At 58.1% G+C, this 16,793-nt stretch carries 15 protein-coding genes; 10 read left to right on the top strand and 5 right to left on the bottom strand.

The genetic code is table 11. The features are described from left to right. Positions 1 to 171 precede the first annotated feature (171 nt). The 5 genes from leuC (at position 172) to HNR38_RS07050 (ending at position 5,133) form a co-directional block, all read left to right on the top strand. Entirely contained in the window at positions 172 to 1,569 is a 1,398-nt protein-coding gene (gene leuC, locus HNR38_RS07070; RefSeq protein ID WP_183701273.1) for a 3-isopropylmalate dehydratase large subunit, read from the top strand. Between the two features lie 6 nt (positions 1,570 to 1,575). Then, entirely contained in the window at positions 1,576 to 2,178 is a 603-nt protein-coding gene (gene leuD / locus HNR38_RS07065; RefSeq protein ID WP_183701269.1) for a 3-isopropylmalate dehydratase small subunit, read from the top strand. A gap of 63 nt (positions 2,179 to 2,241) precedes the next feature. Next, positions 2,242 to 3,252: a TRAP transporter substrate-binding protein DctP gene (gene dctP, locus HNR38_RS07060; protein ID WP_183701266.1), complete on the top strand. Its 1,011-nt coding sequence runs from the start codon at positions 2,242 to 2,244 to the stop codon at positions 3,250 to 3,252. Positions 3,253 to 3,308: 56 nt separating this feature from the next. Beyond that, positions 3,309 to 3,815 carry a TRAP transporter small permease gene (locus tag HNR38_RS07055; protein WP_183701263.1) on the top strand — a complete coding sequence of 169 codons (507 nt, stop codon included), beginning with the start codon at positions 3,309 to 3,311 and terminating at the stop codon, positions 3,813 to 3,815. 1 nt (position 3,816) lies between these two features. Beyond that, complete coding sequence (locus HNR38_RS07050) at positions 3,817 to 5,133, top strand: TRAP transporter large permease (protein WP_183701260.1); 1,317 nt, start codon at positions 3,817 to 3,819, stop codon at positions 5,131 to 5,133. Between the two features lie 52 nt (positions 5,134 to 5,185). Here HNR38_RS07050 and HNR38_RS07045 read toward each other — a convergent pair whose 3' ends face one another. Beyond that, a complete protein-coding gene (locus tag HNR38_RS07045; protein ID WP_183701257.1) occupies positions 5,186 to 5,956 on the bottom strand; it encodes a FadR/GntR family transcriptional regulator in 771 nt (256 codons plus the stop codon). 172 nt (positions 5,957 to 6,128) lie between these two features. On the opposite strand from HNR38_RS07045, the gene HNR38_RS07040 reads away from it, so the two are divergent. The 4 genes from HNR38_RS07040 (at position 6,129) to HNR38_RS07025 (ending at position 12,037) form a co-directional block, all read left to right on the top strand. Further along, on the top strand, positions 6,129 to 7,316 hold the full coding sequence (locus HNR38_RS07040) for an acyl-CoA dehydrogenase (RefSeq protein WP_183701254.1): 1,188 nt from the start codon (positions 6,129 to 6,131) through the stop codon (positions 7,314 to 7,316). Between the two features lie 45 nt (positions 7,317 to 7,361). Beyond that, entirely contained in the window at positions 7,362 to 8,573 is a 1,212-nt protein-coding gene (locus HNR38_RS07035) for a CaiB/BaiF CoA transferase family protein (protein ID WP_183701251.1), read from the top strand. A 311-nt stretch (positions 8,574 to 8,884) separates the two neighbouring features. Further along, on the top strand, positions 8,885 to 10,045 hold the full coding sequence (locus HNR38_RS07030) for a DcaP family trimeric outer membrane transporter (RefSeq protein ID WP_183701247.1): 1,161 nt from the start codon (positions 8,885 to 8,887) through the stop codon (positions 10,043 to 10,045). A gap of 111 nt (positions 10,046 to 10,156) precedes the next feature. Next, complete coding sequence (locus tag HNR38_RS07025; protein WP_183701244.1) at positions 10,157 to 12,037, top strand: methyl-accepting chemotaxis protein; 1,881 nt, start codon at positions 10,157 to 10,159, stop codon at positions 12,035 to 12,037. Positions 12,038 to 12,051: 14 nt separating this feature from the next. On the opposite strand, the gene HNR38_RS07020 is transcribed toward HNR38_RS07025, so the two are convergent. Continuing rightward, entirely contained in the window at positions 12,052 to 12,954 is a 903-nt protein-coding gene (locus tag HNR38_RS07020; protein WP_183701241.1) for a LysR substrate-binding domain-containing protein, read from the bottom strand. Between the two features lie 149 nt (positions 12,955 to 13,103). On the opposite strand from HNR38_RS07020, the gene HNR38_RS07015 reads away from it, so the two are divergent. Then, complete coding sequence (locus tag HNR38_RS07015) at positions 13,104 to 13,424, top strand: hypothetical protein (RefSeq protein WP_183701238.1); 321 nt, start codon at positions 13,104 to 13,106, stop codon at positions 13,422 to 13,424. 163 nt (positions 13,425 to 13,587) lie between these two features. Here the strand turns inward: HNR38_RS07015 and HNR38_RS07010 are convergent, their stop codons facing one another. The 3 genes from HNR38_RS07010 to dctP (HNR38_RS07000) all read right to left on the bottom strand — a co-directional run bounded on the left by HNR38_RS07010 (position 13,588) and on the right by dctP (HNR38_RS07000) (position 16,762). After that, positions 13,588 to 14,997 (bottom strand): TRAP transporter large permease, encoded by a 1,410-nt coding sequence (locus HNR38_RS07010; protein WP_246362525.1) that lies wholly within the window; start codon positions 14,995 to 14,997, stop codon positions 13,588 to 13,590. Beyond that, positions 14,994 to 15,623, bottom strand: coding sequence for a TRAP transporter small permease subunit (locus HNR38_RS07005; protein WP_183701235.1), 630 nt, complete (start codon positions 15,621 to 15,623; stop codon positions 14,994 to 14,996). Before HNR38_RS07005 ends, HNR38_RS07010 begins: the two co-directional genes overlap by 4 nt. 98 nt (positions 15,624 to 15,721) lie before the next feature. Then, the gene (dctP, locus tag HNR38_RS07000; protein ID WP_246362523.1) at positions 15,722 to 16,762 is read right to left on the bottom strand and encodes a TRAP transporter substrate-binding protein DctP; all 1,041 of its coding nucleotides are present in this window, start codon (positions 16,760 to 16,762) and stop codon (positions 15,722 to 15,724) included. Between the last annotated feature and the right edge of the window lie 31 nt (positions 16,763 to 16,793).

Raw genomic sequence — 16,793 nt, 5'->3', positions numbered from 1 at the left:
CCATGACAGTGTTATGTCCGGTTCTCGTCAGTGTTTGACATCGTCTAAAAAGGTGTTATACCTTCAGTTGTATTGAAAATAATACATTTGAATGGTTTGGCATGAGACAGGGGTTGTCCTTGGTGGCGGCTATTGTCCCGAACAAAAAAGACGTTGAATGAGAGTGGCGCGATGGCCGGTAAGACACTGTTTGACAAGGTTTGGCAGGCCCATGAGGTCTGCCGGAATGACGAAGGCCAGAGCCTGCTGTGGGTTGACCGGCACCTGGCCCATGAAGGGTCGTTCCACGCCTTCAACAAGCTGGCTGAGCGTGATATGCCGGTCCGCCATCCGGAATGCACGATCGGTATCGCCGATCACTATGTGCCCACCAATGCCCGGAACCTGATTGCGGTTCAACCAAAAGTCCGAAGTGTTATTGAGCAACTGGTCGATAACACGCGCAAGCACGGCGTTGAACTGATCGGGCTTGATGATCCCCGCCAGGGCATCGTTCATGTGGTCGGCCCCGAGCAGGGCATTACCCAGCCGGGTCTTCTGATGGTGTGTGGTGACAGTCATACATCGACCCACGGTGCACTGGGCGCGCTGGCCTTTGGTATCGGGGCTTCCGAAGTGGCCCACGTCCTCGCCACCCAGACCCTGTGGCAAACCAAGCCCAAGCGGATGCGTATCACCATTGACGGGCAGTTGGCGCCGGGCGTATCGGCAAAAGACATTGCGCTGGCCTGGATTTCCCGACTGGGTGCGGACGGCGCCCGTGGCTACGCCATCGAGTACGCCGGCAGTGTGATTCGGGGCCTGAGCGTTGAGGCGCGGCTGACACTGTGCAACCTCTCCATCGAAGGCGGTGGGCGCTGCGGCATGATTGCGCCGGATGAGAAAACCATCGAATACGTACGCGGTCGCCCCTACGCCCCGAAGGGAGAGGCGCTGGCGCAGGCAGAGGCCTACTGGCGCACGCTCTTTACTGATGAGGATGCGCAATTCGACCGGGAGGTGGCCCTGCGTGGCGAGGACATCGCGCCGATCGTGACCTGGGGTGTATCACCGGAAGAGGCCCTGCCCATTGATTCGATGGTACCGGATCCGGCAAATGAGACCTCACCCTCGAAGGCCCGGCAGATCCGGGACAGCCTGGACTACATGGGGCTCAAGCCTGGCCAGAAGCTGGAAGATGTGACCGTCGACCGGGTGTTTATTGGCTCCTGTACCAATGCCCGTCTGGAAGACCTGCGTGCCGCCGCCAGTGTGCTTCGCGGTAAAAACTGCAGGGTGCCGGGCATCGTATCCCCCGGTTCAACCCTGGTGAAAGCGAAGGCAGAGGCCGAAGGGCTGGATCGGGTGTTTGTCGACGCCGGCCTGGAATGGCGTGAATCCGGCTGTTCCATGTGCGTGGGTATGAACGGGGACCTGGTTGCCAGTGGTGAGCGCTGCGCCTCAACCACCAACCGGAACTTCAAGGGCCGTCAGGGCCCTGGCGCCCGTACCCATCTCATGTCGCCGGCCATGGTTGCCGCCGCGGCACTGACCGGCCATCTCACCGACATTCGAGCCTTGCGGGGGTAAAACACCATGGAACCGATGAATCAGTTTTCTGCTGTTGCACTGCCCCTGCCACTGGAGAATGTGGATACCGATCAGTTGATTCCCGCGCGGTTTATGAAGGAACCCCGCAAGCCCAACGGTTACGGCGCCTTCCTGCTGCATGATATGCGCTTCGACAGCAGCGGCGAGCCGCTGGATTTCATGCTCAACCGACCGGAAGCGGCGTCATCCGAAGTGCTGGTTGCCCGCCGCAATTTCGGTGCGGGCTCCTCCCGTGAAGCTGCGGTCTACGCGTTGGTGGATCATGGCTTCCGCTGTGTAATTGCACCGAGTTTCGGGGACATCTTCGCCTCGAACTCAGTCAACAACGGCCTGCTGCCGGCCCTGGTTTCAGAGCAGGATTGCGAACGGCTGCTGGAGGCCATGGCAGAGCAGCCGGCCACAATAACCATTGACCTGCAGAACCAGTGCATTTCTCTGGGGGAACAGACCGTCAGTTTCGATATCAACCCGACCTGGAAGCTCAAGCTGCTCAACGGCTGGGATGACATCGATCTGACCCTGGCGAGAACGCCGGAAATCGAACAATTCAGGACGAACTATAAAAACCGCTATCCCTGGCTGGGGTAGCACAGGCACGGGACTGCCTTGAGAGAAAAAACGATCCAAAAAGAAACGCACAACGAGGTTGCCATGAAAAAACACAGTCTTGCATTCACTGCCGGTCTTTCCATGTTGTTCGCCGCAAACGCATCTGCGGTCCAGGAAATCAAGGCAGTACACGCTTTCCCTTCATCCCTCATCTACTCCCAGAGTTTTCTGGAGTTTGTGGACAAGGTTAATGAGGCGGGTGAAGGTGTGGTCCAGATCCGCGTGCTGGGTGGTCCCGAGGTGATCGGTCTGCCCCAGCAGCCGGACGCCGTTCGTAATGGTGTCGTTGATATGGCCTACACCGCCGCCAGCTTCTACTCCGGCAAGGTGCCTGAGCGGGATGCCCTGATCTCCTCCAACACCAACGCTGTATACGCCCGTGAGTCCGGTGGTATTGATCTGCTGAACCAGATTCACCAGGACAAAATGGGTGTGTATTATCTGGGGTGGTTCGACAGCGGGGTTAACTACAACCTCTACACCATCAATGAGCCCACCCTCAACGACGATGGCAGCCTGGATATGTCCGGTATCCGCCTGCGCAGCAACCCGGTCTACGACGCGTTCTTTACCGACTACCTGAAGGCGCAGCCGATCAGCCTGCCGACCACCGACGTGTATTCAGCGCTGGAGCGCAGCATTGTGGACGCCACCGGCTGGACCCAGATCGGTATGCAGGATCTGAACTGGGACAAGTTCCTGAACTACCGGATCGACCCGGCGTTCTACTCCACCGACATGGGCGTGATCGTCAACCTGGACAGCTGGAACGAGCTGACCGACGAAGCCAAGGACATTCTCCAGAGTGTGGCCATTGAGCACGAGCGCTCCAGTGCCGAGTCGTTTGCCGAGGTTGCTGCCGAGCAGCAGGCCGAGCTGGAGGAAAATGGCATGACGCCGGTCAAACTGTCTGACGAAGCGGCAGACAAGTACCTGAAGGCCGCCAAAGAGGCTTCCCTCAACCGGATGCGGGAGCGTATGGAACAGCACCCGGATGGTCTTGAAAACTACGATGCCCTCGTCGAACTGTTCAATGACCCGGCTGCCCAATAGCGACACAATGCCCGGCTTCGGCCGGGCTGTTCCCCATCCTGATGACGAGTAGTCCCATGTCTTCGTTCATTCGACTCTACGACCGGCTGGTGGATGCCTTTGCGGTGATCTCCGGATTGATGCTGGTGTGGTTGATGGTTGCTGTCGTGGCTTCGGTCCTCATACGCAACTTTGGTGGCCAGCCGCCAGCCTGGCTGTTCACCTCGACCGAATATTCAATGTTTTACCTCACGCTGCTGGGCGCGCCCTGGCTGGTGCGGGAAAAGGGCCACGTGTTTGTGGAAATCGTGATTGTCCATTTGCCGCCCGCCCTGCTGAGCCTCATGTCGCGACTGGTCATGTTGATCTGCGCCGTCATTGCCTTTGTGCTGGCCTGGAAAGGGCTTGAGCTGGTGACGGCCAATATCCAGGGCGGCGATTACGACGTGCGGACCTATTTTATTCCAATGTGGATTTTTACCATCGTTTACCCGATCAGTTTTGCCTTGATGGGCATTGAGTTCGCCCGTTTTGTGTTCTCCAAAGAACTGTTTCACAGCGCCACGACCCAGGGAGGCCTCTGACATGGTCTGGTATGAGGCGTTGCTGTTCCTGCTGTCTGTGGTTCTGGTTCTGATGTTGATTGGCGCCCCCGTGGCGTTCGCGTTCATCGGTGCGAACCTGGTTGGCGCCTGGGTGTTCATGGGTGGAAATTCCGGCCTGATCCAGATCCTCAATAACGGCTTCGGGTCCCTGTCGTCCTTCGGGCTTGTACCCATTCCGCTGTTTCTGCTGATGGGGGAACTGTTCTTCCGGACCGGCCTGGGCATGCGCATGTTCAATGCCATCGACCAGTTGATGGGCCGGGTTCCGGGGCGCCTGTCCTATGTGACGGTTGTCGGTGGTACCGCCTTTTCTACCCTGAGTGGTTCATCCATGGGGTCGACGGCGCTGCTGGGCTCGCTGCTGGTTCCGGAAATGGAGCGCCGGGGCTATAAGCGGTACATGTCCATCGGCCCCATTCTGGGCACCGGCGGGCTGGCGATCATTATTCCGCCTTCTGCCATCGCGGTACTGCTGGCGACGCTTGCCAAGATCGATATTGGCGATGTGCTGATTGGCGGTATTATCCCCGGGCTGCTGTTGGCAGCACTGTACGTCGGTACCATCTGGCTGAAGACCCGTCTGGATCCGGATGCTGCACCCGCTTATGACGTGGACTCGGTCCCGCTGGCGCAGAAACTCAAGATCTTTGCCCGGGACATCATGCCCATGCTCAGCATCATCGTGATGATCGTGGTGATGATGCTGACCGGCTTTGCCACGCCGTCGGAATCCGCTGCTTTCGGCGCATTGGGCATTATTGTGCTGGCGGCCATCTTCAAAGGCCTGTCTGTCGACAGCTTCAAGCAGTCGGTGATTGGCGCGCTTAAGGTGACGCTGATGGCCTACCTGATCGTCTTCGGTTCGGCTACCTTCAGTCAGTTGCTGGCCTTTTCCGGCGCGTCCAGTGGCCTGATCCAGTGGGCGATCAGCTTTGATCTGTCACCATTGCTGATGCTGCTGGCGATGTTCCTGGTCCTGCTGGCCCTGGGCACTTTTATGGAAGCCATTTCCATCATGATGATCACCGTGCCGTTCTTCTTCCCGTTGGCGCAGTCCCTGGGCTTCGACCAGATCTGGTTTGCGATCATCACGCTGGTGGCCCTGGAGGTCGGGTTCTCAACGCCGCCGCTGGGTCTGAACCTGTTTGTGATGAAGGGCGTGGCGCCTGCTGGTACCACCATGCGGGAGATCTACATGGCCTCGATCCCCTACATCATCTGTTCACTGATTCTGGTGGGCGTGATGGTGATGTTCCCGGGCATCGTGACCTGGCTGCCGGGCCTGTCTGTGGGGTAGTGGGCAGGAGGGAATTCCTGACACTTCGCCGGTGACGGCGGCGTGTCAGGGCTTACGGGCGCGGGTCGCCGCCCAGGAAGTGCTGGTTGAGCTGGCCTTCAAGCTCCCGGTTGAAGTGCTCGGCCGACAGCATGTGCTCTTTCATAAGGTGACGGGACGCTTGAGCATCCTTTTGCTCGAACGCTTCCAGCAGTTGCTTGTGAAAGCCCAGGTTGGCGCAGGAAAATTCCCGCTGCTCCGGCAGCGCAGACTTCTTGAAGATGACCAGATCCCGGATCATGTCGTTCACGAACCGCCCAATGAAGGACAGCATGGCATTGCCGCACCGTTGCGCCAGCAGTACGTGAAAGTCCAGTTCGGCAATGCGCTGGTCTATGCGCTCATCGAAGGTTACCGGATCCACCTCGCAGCGGGCGACAAGCTCTCTTAATGTTGCCAAGTCCTCGTCGGTGAGGCGCGGAGTGGCAAGCGCGGCAATCTCCGGCTCAACGAGCGTTCTCAGGGCATAGATTTCCGGCCCGGACGGCTGCTCGAAATGCAGGAAATTCCGCAGCAGTTCACTGGCTTTCCCGTAGGGCACTCTGGCCAGTACCGCCCCGCCATTGGGCCCCGTGCGAATGGAAACCAGACCCTGTACCTCCAACGACTTGAGCGCCTCCCGAACGGTTCCCTTTGAGCACTCGAACTGCTCCATGAGCTCGCGCTCATTGGGCAGGCGATCACCCGGCTGCATCCGGTTCAGCGCCACCCAGCGTTTGACCGAATCGACGATCTGGTCCGAGCGCTTGACCCGTTTCGGGATACGTAAGTTCTGATCTTTCATCGGGTTTGGTGGTCTCCTGTGGAAAACGCCATTCTGGCACAGGATAGTTTTTTTTACGACTCGGTTGAATTATTATATTTATTAGCATAAATTGCTTTAAAGCTTTTCTGGACAGCTGCGGGCGGCCGTGGCTGAGACTTGATGAACACGACGCATTCGTTGGAGATTTGATATGGCACATTCATCCGGCTTTAACTGGGAAGATCCGCTCCTGCTGAGCCAGCAGCTGAGCAGCGAAGAGCGGCAGATCAGCGAAGCCGCGCGGGCCTACTGCCAGCAGAAGCTTCAACCAAGGGTTCTGAGCGCCTATCGTGAAGAGCGTTTTGACCGCGAGATTCTCTCCGAAATGGGCGAGATGGGCCTGCTGGGCGCGACGGTTGCTGAGCAATACGGCGGCGCCGGACTCAACCACGTTGCCTATGGCCTGATTGCCCGGGAAGTGGAACGGGTCGACTCCGGATACCGTTCCGCAATGAGTGTACAGTCATCACTGGTGATGTATCCGATTGAAGCCTACGGCTCCGAAGAGCAGAAAATGAAGTTTTTGCCCAAGCTGGCCAGTGGCGAAATGGTGGGCTGTTTCGGCCTGACCGAACCGGATCACGGGTCCGATCCGGGGTCCATGAACACCCGTGCCAAGAAAGTGGATGGTGGTTATCTGCTGAGTGGGCAGAAAATGTGGATCACCAACAGCCCGATTGCCGACATTGCCGTGGTCTGGGCCAAATCCGAGGCGCACGAAGGCAAGATCCGCGGGTTCATCGTGGAGCGGGGCACGGATGGTTTCACCACGCCGAAAATCGAAGGCAAGCTGAGCCTGCGAGCCTCCATCACTGGCGAGATCGTTCTGGATGAAGCCTTTGTTCCCGAGGAAAATCTGCTGCCCAACGTCAGCGGCCTGAAAGGTCCGTTTGGCTGTCTGAACAAGGCCCGTTACGGCATCGCCTGGGGCGCACTGGGTGCTGCAGAGTTCTGCTGGCACGCCGCCCGCCAATACACCCTCGACCGCAAACAGTTCGGTCGCCCGCTGGCCGCCAATCAGCTGATCCAGCTCAAGCTGGCCAACATGCAGACTGAAATTGCCCTGGCTTTCCAGTCCACCCTGCAGGTGGGCCGACTGATGGATGAGGATAACTGGACGCCGGAGATGGTATCGCTGATCAAACGCAACAGCTGTGGCAAGGCCCTGGATGTGGCACGCCTTGCCCGTGACATGCACGGTGGTAACGGAATCTCCGATGAATTTGGTGTGATGCGCCATATGGTGAATCTGGAAACCGTGAACACCTACGAAGGCACTCACGACGTCCATGCCCTGATCCTGGGCCGGGCGCAAACCGGCCTTCAGGCGTTCTTCTGATCACGGTGCAGGAAAGCGGGGCCCCGCCCCGCCTGGAGGACCACGATGAATAAGCCATTGGCGGGCATTCGGGTGCTGGACCTGTCCCGGATCCTGGCAGGCCCCTGGTGCACCCAGCATCTGGCGGATATGGGTGCGGACGTGATCAAGGTGGAGCATCCCGAGCGGGGGGACGATACCCGTGGCTGGGGGCCTCCCTATCTCGACGGCACTCAGGATGCGGCCTATTATCTGTCGGCCAACCGGGGCAAGCGCTCCATCGCTGTGGATATCGCCCAGATGGAAGGCCAGGCCCTGATTCGCGAGCTGGTCAGCAGCTGCGATGTGGTGCTGGAGAACTTCAAGGTGGGCGGGCTGAAGCGCTACGGACTGGACTATGAGAGCCTCAAAGAGGTCAAGCCGGACCTGATCTACTGCTCCATCACCGGTTTCGGGCAGAACGGCCCCTACTCCAAGCGCGCCGGCTACGATTTCCTGCTGCAGGGCATGGGCGGGCTGATGGACATCACCGGCCGCCCGGATGGCGAGCCGGGCGCAGAGCCGATGAAAGTCGGTGTTGCCGTTGTGGATCTGTTTACCGGTATGTACGCGGCCACGTCTATTCTGTCTGCGCTGCTGGGCCGGAACCAGACCGGTGAAGGCGCCTGGATTGATATCGCGCTGATGGATGTGCAGGTCAGCATGCTGGCCAATCAGGCCATGAACTACCTCACCTCAGGCCAGTCGCCGAAGCGGATGGGCAATTCCCATCCCAATATTGTGCCGTACCAGGCGTTCGCCACCGCCGATGGCCACATCATTCTGGCGGTCGGGAACGATGGCCAGTTCCAGCGCTTCTGCGAAGTGGCAGGCGTGCCTCTGCTGGCGTCCGATGAGCGCTTTGCCACCAATCGCAGCCGGGTACAGAACCGCAAGCTTCTGGTGCCGCAACTTGAAAGGCTGCTTGCCGAAAAACCGTCAGCATACTGGCTCGAGGCGCTGGAGCGTGAAGGTGTGCCCTGTGGTCCCATCAATACCATCGAACAGGTCTTTGAGGATCCCCAGGTCCAGTTCCGGGGCATGAAGATGCAGCTGTCTCATGCAGAGGCGGGGAGCGTGGATCTGGTCAGTAACCCCATTCGCTTCAATGACCAGTCCCTGAATGCCGACGCACCACCCCCGGGGCTGGGTGAACACACCCAGGCCGTGTTGTCAGAGCTGTTTCCGGACCGGGGTGATTATCTGGAAAAGCTTAAGAAACAGGGTGTTATTCGCTAGAAGTTGTCACTTTTTCAGGATCTTCTGAAGACGCTGCTCTCGTTTGGGGGTGGCGTTTTTTTTCGCCTGAGCATCCGTCTTCGATCTCTTCGTCTGCATTGTCTGATTAATGATTCAGATTTTTGGAAATTAAAAGTTACATTAAATGTATTGAAAAAAATACATCCAAGTGTATTCTGGGATTACTACAGATATGTAGCAATGGGAAGTCAGGAGGTCTACGTACGAGGGCCCGCCTGGCCTTCGCTGGCCGACTGACCTCCTAATCCAAAAATAACGGACATCCGGCAAGGCTGCCTTGAGGAGATATCATGAAAAGAAACGCACAACGCGCGCTGACGACTTTGTCCCTTGGAACCGCCACCCTGTTGATGGCATCGACGGCGAGCGCCATCGAGTTCAAGGTCAATGACACCGACGTAGACATCTACGGCTACGCCAAACTCGACATGATTTACGATGTTGATGCCAACCTGAACAACGCCATTATCCGTGGCAACATCCGCATGGATGATGAAGACGGCTCGGATGGCCACACCACGATGAGTGCCAACCAGAGCCGCATCGGCTTCACTACCAGGACAATGGTGGGCGGCGATGTCCTGAAAACCAACATTGAAGGGGATTTCTACGGCGGTGGCGGTTTCACCGGCGGCGGCGGTGAGTTCCGTCTGCGTCACGCCTATGGTGTCTGGAACGGTGTGCTGGCCGGTCAGACCTGGTCCAACTTTGGCAACATCCTGAGCCTGTTCCCGACCGTTGATTTCAATGGTCCGCTTGGTCAGGGCGGTGGTCGTCAGTCCCAGTTGCGTTACACCACCGGCGGGTTCTCCGTTTCTGCCGAAGATCCGAGCGAGGGTGGCGGCATTGTCAATTCCGAGAGCACCACCAAGCACCGGATTCCCGACCTCACTGTGCGTTACCAGGACCAGGCCGGTCCGGTGAACTATGCGGTGGCTGGCCTTGCGCGATTCTTGGAATACGATGCCGAGGGCAGCACGGTCTCCAACCCGAACATGTCTGACGACTCCGCGACAGCCTGGGGTGTCATGCTTGAAGCCAACACCCAATTGACCGACGGAATTACGCTCCGTGGCTCTGTCACCCACGGTGACGGCATTGGTGGTTACCTTTATCTGAGCCCGGCTCAGGCGGCGTATGTCGATGGCCAGGGTAACCTCGAAACCATCGAAGCGACTGGCGGCGGTGTCAGTATCAGCGTCAACGCGGGCCCGGGTGCCGTTAACTTCGGTTATGGAATGGTGGTCGCGGATCTGGACGATGCCTTTGATGAAGGTGGTGTGGCCGGTACGGCTGACGAGAAATACGCCAGTGCGTTCCTGAACTACATCTGGTCGCCGGTTGACCATGTGACCTACGGCCTGGAAGCCGGTCATCACACCGCCGAACAGGTGGATGGCCAGGACGGTGACGCCGTTCGCCTGCAGGCGATGGTTATGTACGATTTCTGATGTCAAAACAGGAATCCATGCAGTTCTTCTATTGAGTTGTTGCTCTGTACTTTGCCCCGGACTGTGTCCGGGGCTTTTTTCTGGTGGGTCTGAAAGAAAGGTGAGCGGGTTATGAAACTGAATCTCTCCTGGCGGAAGAAATTGAATGCACTCATGGTGGCAACGCCCATTGGCCTTGCCTGCATGGTCGCAGTGGTCATCTGGGGATTATCAACGGTCTCATCCTCCAATCGCGCCACTCATCAGGCCTACGAGTACAAAGACCTGTCCAGCACGTTGTTGCTGGAATGGAGCGCCGTCGAAAATGACATGGCAGGTATCAACCGGGAGGTGGCCAGCCAGGCTCGTGAAGAGTTGGCGACGATTTCCGATATGGCCGGTGAGCTGGTCGTCCAGGCCCAAACGCTGAACGACCCCGGTGTGTTGGCCAGTGCCGAATCGATTGCCGAGAATGTGGCTTCCTACGAGCGGCTGCGTATCGAGTGGCTGGACCAGTTGCAGGCGGTGGGGTTTTCCAGGGCTTCCGGGATACGGGGTTCGCTGGAAGAGGCCTTTGCGGAATTGAGCAATCTTTCAATCAGCGTGCTGGATGAGCCGGTCGATCTGCTGGTGAGCAATGCCCGGCAGTACGTTCAGACCCGCGATCCGGAGGCAGCCGACAAAACCCGTACAGCACTGGCCAGCCTGAGTGAACTGGTGAATGACTACGGCTGGAACGACAGCGTGATTGGTGAGGCGGTTGACCACTTTCGGACGGCCTTCGGCCAGATAGAGACCAGGCTGGTGGAGATTGTCAGTCTGGAGCAGTCACTGGTGGCAACCGGCAACCTGTTGCAGGCGGCGGTGCTTGAGCAGAATGAACGACTGCAGAACGGCCTGATCCAGGAGCGGATGGCCGCGGCTGAAGATGCTGAAAGTGTGGCGAAAGCGGCCAGTATCGGCTCCGCCCTGGTGTTTGGCCCGATCCTGATGGTGGCGCTGATCCTGATGTCCCGCACGCTGGTTCGCCGGCTGAATTCCGTGGTTAATCTGCTCGCCAACGTGGCAGAAGGTGACCTGACGCAACGCCTGTCCCTGGGCCGAAACCCCAATGATGAGTTCAACCGGCTCGGTTCCGCTGCCAACCATATGATTGAAAATATGGGCGAGCTCCTGGGCGAGTCGATCCGGAGCACCGAGGCACTGCTGGAAGTGCGATCACAACTGGCCCGGACAACGCAGCGGCTGAACAGCAGCAGTGAATCCGTCGAACAGCAGACCGAGCAGGCGGCCACGGCAACCCAGCAGATCTCGGTAACGATCAACGATGTGGCCCGCCGGACGGCCGAAGTGGGCGAGTCGATGCAGAGCACGAACCAGGCGGCGGAGCACGGCGAGACGACCATTGGTCAGAGCGTCTCGACCATGCGCCGACTGTCCGACCTGATCAAGACTTCCCACCAGCACGTGCAGTCTCTGAACCGTTCAAGCGAGCAGGTCACCGGTATCATCGATGTGATTGACGGGCTCGCTGAACAGACCAACCTGCTGGCCCTGAATGCGGCGATCGAGGCCGCCAGGGCGGGCGAGGCCGGCCGGGGCTTCTCCGTGGTGGCCGATGAAGTCCGGACCCTGGCCCAGAAAACCGTCAGCGCGACCAATAACATTTCCGGCATTATCACTGAGCTGAATCAGGTGACCGGCCAGATGGACCGGCAGATGGAAGACGGTGTGAAAGCGGCAGGCGAGACCACCGAGCAGGCCAACGAGGTCTCCAGCGCCATCACCCAGATCGTGACCTCGGTGCAAAGCCTGACGGCGGAAATGGACCAGGTGGTGGTGGCCGTGGAGGAAATCTCTGTGACTACCGAGGACATCGCCCAGAAAGTGGAGCTGGTCCGGGAACAGAGCGTGGAGTCCCGCTCCATCAGCCAGGAACTGGAGAACCAGAGCGAGCTGCTGTCCGGCCACGCCGAGCGGCTGCAGTCGAGCCATCGGCGGTTTCGGATCTGAGGGCGGCAGTGCTTTCAGGCGGCACTGGGCCTCATGGCCAGAAAGGCACTCTTTATGTGGTCTGACAGAACATCCGCCTCAGGCGAGGAGGCGTTTCGTACCAGTGCGATCTGGTATTTGGCCAGCGGCGGTAGTCCCTCCTTCTCAAGTTTTTTGAGCGGTGGCCTGATCAAGCTGACCGGGAAGGGGGTCACGGCCAGATCCGCCAGCATGGCCGCCTCCTGTGCCGCGGTGTTTTCGCAGGTGTAGGCGATTCGATAGGCCCGCCCGGCCTGATCCAGCGCATCCAGTGCGGCCCGCCGCCAGATGCAGCCGTGGTTTGCCAGTGCCAGTGGGATTGGGGATTGCTCAAAGGCGATACCCCCTTCCCGGCCGGCCCACACCAGAGGCTCGGTATGGATGATTTCTCCTCGGGCTTCCTGGCCTTCATTTCCGATAATGACCAGTGCCATGTCCAGGTCGCCGGAATCCATGCGATCAAGATTCTCCCGGCTTGAAGTGATGGTTACATCGACCTGAACACCGGGAAACGACCTCGCAAACTGAGCCAGTACACCGGGCAGTATGCGGGTTCCAATGTCGTCAGTGGTGCCGAAGCTGACCCTGCCGGTGACGGATGGCGACAGAAACTGCTGGACCGCTTCCTCGTTGAGTTTCAGTAGCCGGCGACTGTAACCCAGCAGAATCTCGCCCTCGGTGGTCAGACGTACCTGCCTGGATTCCCGAAGAAACACCAGCTTTCCGATCGTCTCCTCCAGTCTCTTGATCTGCATACTGAGCGCCGCGGGCGTGCGGTGAACCTGGGAAGCTGCCCGGGTGAAGCTGCCGCACTCCGCGATCGCGACAAATGTCCTCAGGACATCGGTGTCGAGCAGGGGGAGCCCGGAGGTTCTGATGTTCATCGTGTTCTGGGTCATTTTCTCTTCCCGTTAAGAAAAGCTGAATTCATAGATTAGTATGTTTAGCTTTTGTTATCAAATGCCGGGCCTCAGGATAGGGCCATCTGCCTGAGTGACCAGGGCAGTGTGTTCTTGACGAGAAACGTGGGGAGATCCGGGAGATAACGATGCGAGAAACCAATAACTTTCGTGGCCCTTATGTAAAGCCTGATTCGGTCAGGTTTCCGGTGGAGCCAAGAGTATTGATGCCGGCCATGCCGCCGCTGAAGTTGATGGCAATTTTTGAGTTCTGGGGGAAGGTCGTCGCGCGGCGGCATCATTTCCGCAGGCTGTTTTTGCCCCTGCTTAACGAGTCGGACGATCTGTTGGACGATATTGGCTACAGGAAAGAGGAGATCCTCTGGGCGCTGCGTCTGCCACTGAAGGTCGATGCGTTAAGGGCTTTGGAGGCCTGTCGGAAGGAGCGGATGCAGCGACAGAAGGAATGAGCGGTAATCGGTCATCGCACCTGAATGCCCATGAATTTGATGAGCTGGCATTCAGTGTTGCTTTGACACTGAGCACTGAAAGTAGCCATCCTGTTCAAGGATGGCTACTGCGACCATCATAGACTTTGGTTTCTCCTGTCGCCTGCCCGCTGAATGACAGCGGTCACGCAAATCCCATGAGTCCCGGAAGCCACAGCACGATGCCTGGCATCATGATCAGAACCGCGATGGTGATGACATCTGCGACGAAAAACGGGATACAACCGCGAAACACATCCTGCACCGAGCATTCCGGGCGTACCCCGGCTACGACAAAGCAGTTCAGGCCAATCGGGGGCGTTATCAGGCAGAGTTCCGCCATTTTCACCACAATGATGCCAAACCAGATGGCGCAGCCCACATCGGAGACCCCGAACGCGGATTCGGCCGCGGTAACGCCTACGCCGCCATTCAGCGCCATCACAGCAGGGAAGACAATGGGAAGTGTGAGCAGCAGCATGCCAATGGCGTCCATGAACATACCCAGGACCGCGTAAGCGCACAGAATCATTAGCAGGGTCAGCATTGGGCTATGGTCCAGGCTGACAATCCAGTCCGAGAAGGCGCTTGGCAGGTCGGCAAAGCCCAGGAACCGCACATAAATCAGTACCCCCCAGATGATCGCAAAGATCATGGCAGAGAGCTTTGCTGTCTCCATCAGTGAGGACTTGAGCTCTGTCCATCGGCTACCGTTATAAATCGCGATGCAGAAGATGATGAATGCGCCCAGTGCGCCTGCTTCGGTTGGCGTGCCTACGCCACCATAAATGCAGATCATGATAATGGCGATGACGGCGAAGATGGGCATGGCCCCCGGAAGCGATTCAAAGCGCTGTTTCCAGGTGAACCCCGTGACGGGCGGGCCAAAGTTTTTCCGGGTTTTGGCCAGAATGATGACCAGGCCACCGTAGATAATCGCCGATACAGCACCTGGCAGGAACCCGGCCATCAACAGCGCGCCCACATCCTGCTCGACAATAATGGCGTAGATGACGAGGATCGCGGACGGCGGAATCAGGGAGGCCAAGGTACCACCAGCGGCCACCACACCTGCCGCAAATCGTTTGTCGTATCCGAGCTTGAGCATTTCGGGAACGGCAATGCGTGCGAAGACAGCGGACGTTGCGACAGACGCGCCAGACACGGCCGCAAAGCCCGCGGTGGAAAACACCGTCGCGACGCCCATGCCCCCTGGCAGCCAGCCGACCCAGCGTTTGGCGGCTTCAAAAAGGGATTTCGTCAAGCCGGCGTGGTAGGCAAGAAAGCCGATCAGGATGAACGCTGGAATGAGGGATAGCGCCAGTGAAGCCGTTTTGGAGTGGGGAATGGTTCCGGCCATTTTCAGAGCCACCATGAAACCCCTCTCGAAACCAAACTTGGCACTGAAAATCCACAGAAGGCCCGCGAAGCCCGCAATGGCCGCTGCAAAGCCGACCCGCAGTCCCAGGACCACCAGCACGAGCATCGCCCCGGTTACCCAAAGGCCGATCTGGATGGTGTCCATCTCAGCCATTGCCTGGAATAAGTCCATCATTGAGAGTCCCCCTCATCATCCTGCCGCCCGGTAACCGCCTGCGCCTCTTTAACAGCCACCGTGCGGGGGGATTCGATCAGTGGAACGGCAACGGGTTGATCGCCGCCCTGGCGGAGCGCTCTGGCATAGCCCCAAATCTGAAGTACCAGCCGAAGGGCGAGGACCGCCAGTGAAAAAGAAACCACCAGCTTGGCAGGCCAGGTTGGGAGATTGATGTCCAGTGAGGAGTCCCCGATGGAGTAAGAACGCCAGAAATGCAGGTACGAGCCGTAGATCAGCACCAGGGTTACTAACAGCATGGCGCAAGAGGTCAGCAGTTCAGTGAACCACAGCCAGCGACCTTTTAACTGACCGACCACGATATCCATTCGAATGTGCCCACCGACTCGCTGGGTATAGGCGATCCCGAGAAGCGCAATGAACGGCATGGCCTGTTCGACCCAGTCGACATAACCGCTAATCGGTGATGAGAACAGCCATCGCCCAAGAATATTGACGGTGGCCATCAATACGAGCATGAAGATTGCCAAACCACTTGCCAGGTTGAGCAAAGACTCGAGGCGGAAGAAAAATCGATCGGATCGACTCAATAGAGAGTCATCCTCCAGCACGGTTGCAGCAGACATACCAATCTCTGTTTTTGTTAGTGATCTGTTGGCGGACGGGGGCGCTATTCACATTGGAAGACCGAAGTCATCCAGTGCCAATAACACCCGTCGCGCCCTTAATGTTCAGCAAACTGTTTTGCGGTGAATTCGAAAAGAGCCTGGGAATCGAATTGGTCAGCGTGCCTGTCGATCCAGCTCTGGCGAACAGTCTCCGCGAGTTCGTCCAATTCAGCGGTTTGCTCAGGAGTGAACGTCACTTTGGTGAGCCCCTGCTTTTCGACGGCCGCCTGGTATCGTGCTGTGGTGTTCTGCTCATAGTTCTGAACATAGAACTCGAGTGCCTCGTCCACGGACCCCAACAAGGCCTCGCGATAGGCCGGCTCCAGTGCTTCCAGGGCCTGGGTGTTAACGACAACAGGGCAGTTTGCGGAACCCAGGTTCAGGTTGGTGGTGTACCACTTACCCACCTTGTAGGAGTTGGTCGCAAGGTGCGCGTGGGGGGCGAAGGACGCAGCGTCAATAACGCCGGAGTCCATGGATTGCCTGACTTCAGAAAACGGCACCCCGGTCTTGACTGCCCCCAGCTTGCCGAGCACGCCCATGATGCCGCCCGGTCCGCGAACACGAAGACCGTCGAACCCGTCCAGGGAGGTGATCGGGTCACTCTTGCTGACAATGTTGTATTGGGGCAGTGGGGTTGGCATCAGAAGGGTGGCGTTCCACCGGGCCAGATCGGCCTTAACGATGGGGTGCTCATAAACGGCTTGATAAATGTCTGAAATTCGTGAAAGCGAGACGTCTTCGGCAAAAGGCAATTCGGTCACGGTAATCGTTGGATTCTTGTCGGCGTGATAAAACGAGCAGAACTGTGCCATTGAGAAAGCGCCGAAAGAGATGCCGTCCAGGTTTTCCCGGGCTTTGGAGAGCCCGCCGTAGGAGATGTTGAGGGTGAATTCGCCGTCTGTTTTCTGCTCAACAAGCTCGGCAAGCTTTTCCACGTTTTCTGTGAATGCCCTGCGCTTCCCCCAAAGGGAGACATTCCATTCCGTCGCGGCGTGTACTTCCGAGATCGCAAAACTCAGGAGTGCGGCTGATGCAATAGCGGTATTTCTTAGCTTATTCATGGTTCGGTCCTCGATTGTTTTTGTTTTGAACAAACGTGTTCATGGTTCAGTGATGGTGCTGCAA

The organism is Marinobacter oulmenensis (assembly GCF_014201735.1).
Taxonomy (GTDB): Bacteria; Pseudomonadota; Gammaproteobacteria; order Pseudomonadales; family Oleiphilaceae; genus Marinobacter; species Marinobacter oulmenensis.
The sequence above is the reverse complement of the archived record's forward strand: the minus strand, read 5'-3'. Positions and strand labels throughout refer to the sequence as shown.

Coding starts and splice junctions, on each gene's coding strand:
- leuC (WP_183701273.1), top strand. CDS start 172: ATGGCCGGTAAGACACTGTTTGACAAGGTTTGGCAGGCCCATGAGGTC.
- leuD (WP_183701269.1), top strand. CDS start 1,576: ATGGAACCGATGAATCAGTTTTCTGCTGTTGCACTGCCCCTGCCACTG.
- dctP (WP_183701266.1), top strand. CDS start 2,242: ATGAAAAAACACAGTCTTGCATTCACTGCCGGTCTTTCCATGTTGTTC.
- HNR38_RS07055 (WP_183701263.1), top strand. CDS start 3,309: ATGTCTTCGTTCATTCGACTCTACGACCGGCTGGTGGATGCCTTTGCG.
- HNR38_RS07050 (WP_183701260.1), top strand. CDS start 3,817: ATGGTCTGGTATGAGGCGTTGCTGTTCCTGCTGTCTGTGGTTCTGGTT.
- HNR38_RS07045 (WP_183701257.1), bottom strand. CDS start 5,956: ATGAAAGATCAGAACTTACGTATCCCGAAACGGGTCAAGCGCTCGGAC.
- HNR38_RS07040 (WP_183701254.1), top strand. CDS start 6,129: ATGGCACATTCATCCGGCTTTAACTGGGAAGATCCGCTCCTGCTGAGC.
- HNR38_RS07035 (WP_183701251.1), top strand. CDS start 7,362: ATGAATAAGCCATTGGCGGGCATTCGGGTGCTGGACCTGTCCCGGATC.
- HNR38_RS07030 (WP_183701247.1), top strand. CDS start 8,885: ATGAAAAGAAACGCACAACGCGCGCTGACGACTTTGTCCCTTGGAACC.
- HNR38_RS07025 (WP_183701244.1), top strand. CDS start 10,157: ATGAAACTGAATCTCTCCTGGCGGAAGAAATTGAATGCACTCATGGTG.
- HNR38_RS07020 (WP_183701241.1), bottom strand. CDS start 12,954: ATGACCCAGAACACGATGAACATCAGAACCTCCGGGCTCCCCCTGCTC.
- HNR38_RS07015 (WP_183701238.1), top strand. CDS start 13,104: ATGCGAGAAACCAATAACTTTCGTGGCCCTTATGTAAAGCCTGATTCG.
- HNR38_RS07010 (WP_246362525.1), bottom strand. CDS start 14,997: ATGATGGACTTATTCCAGGCAATGGCTGAGATGGACACCATCCAGATC.
- HNR38_RS07005 (WP_183701235.1), bottom strand. CDS start 15,623: ATGTCTGCTGCAACCGTGCTGGAGGATGACTCTCTATTGAGTCGATCC.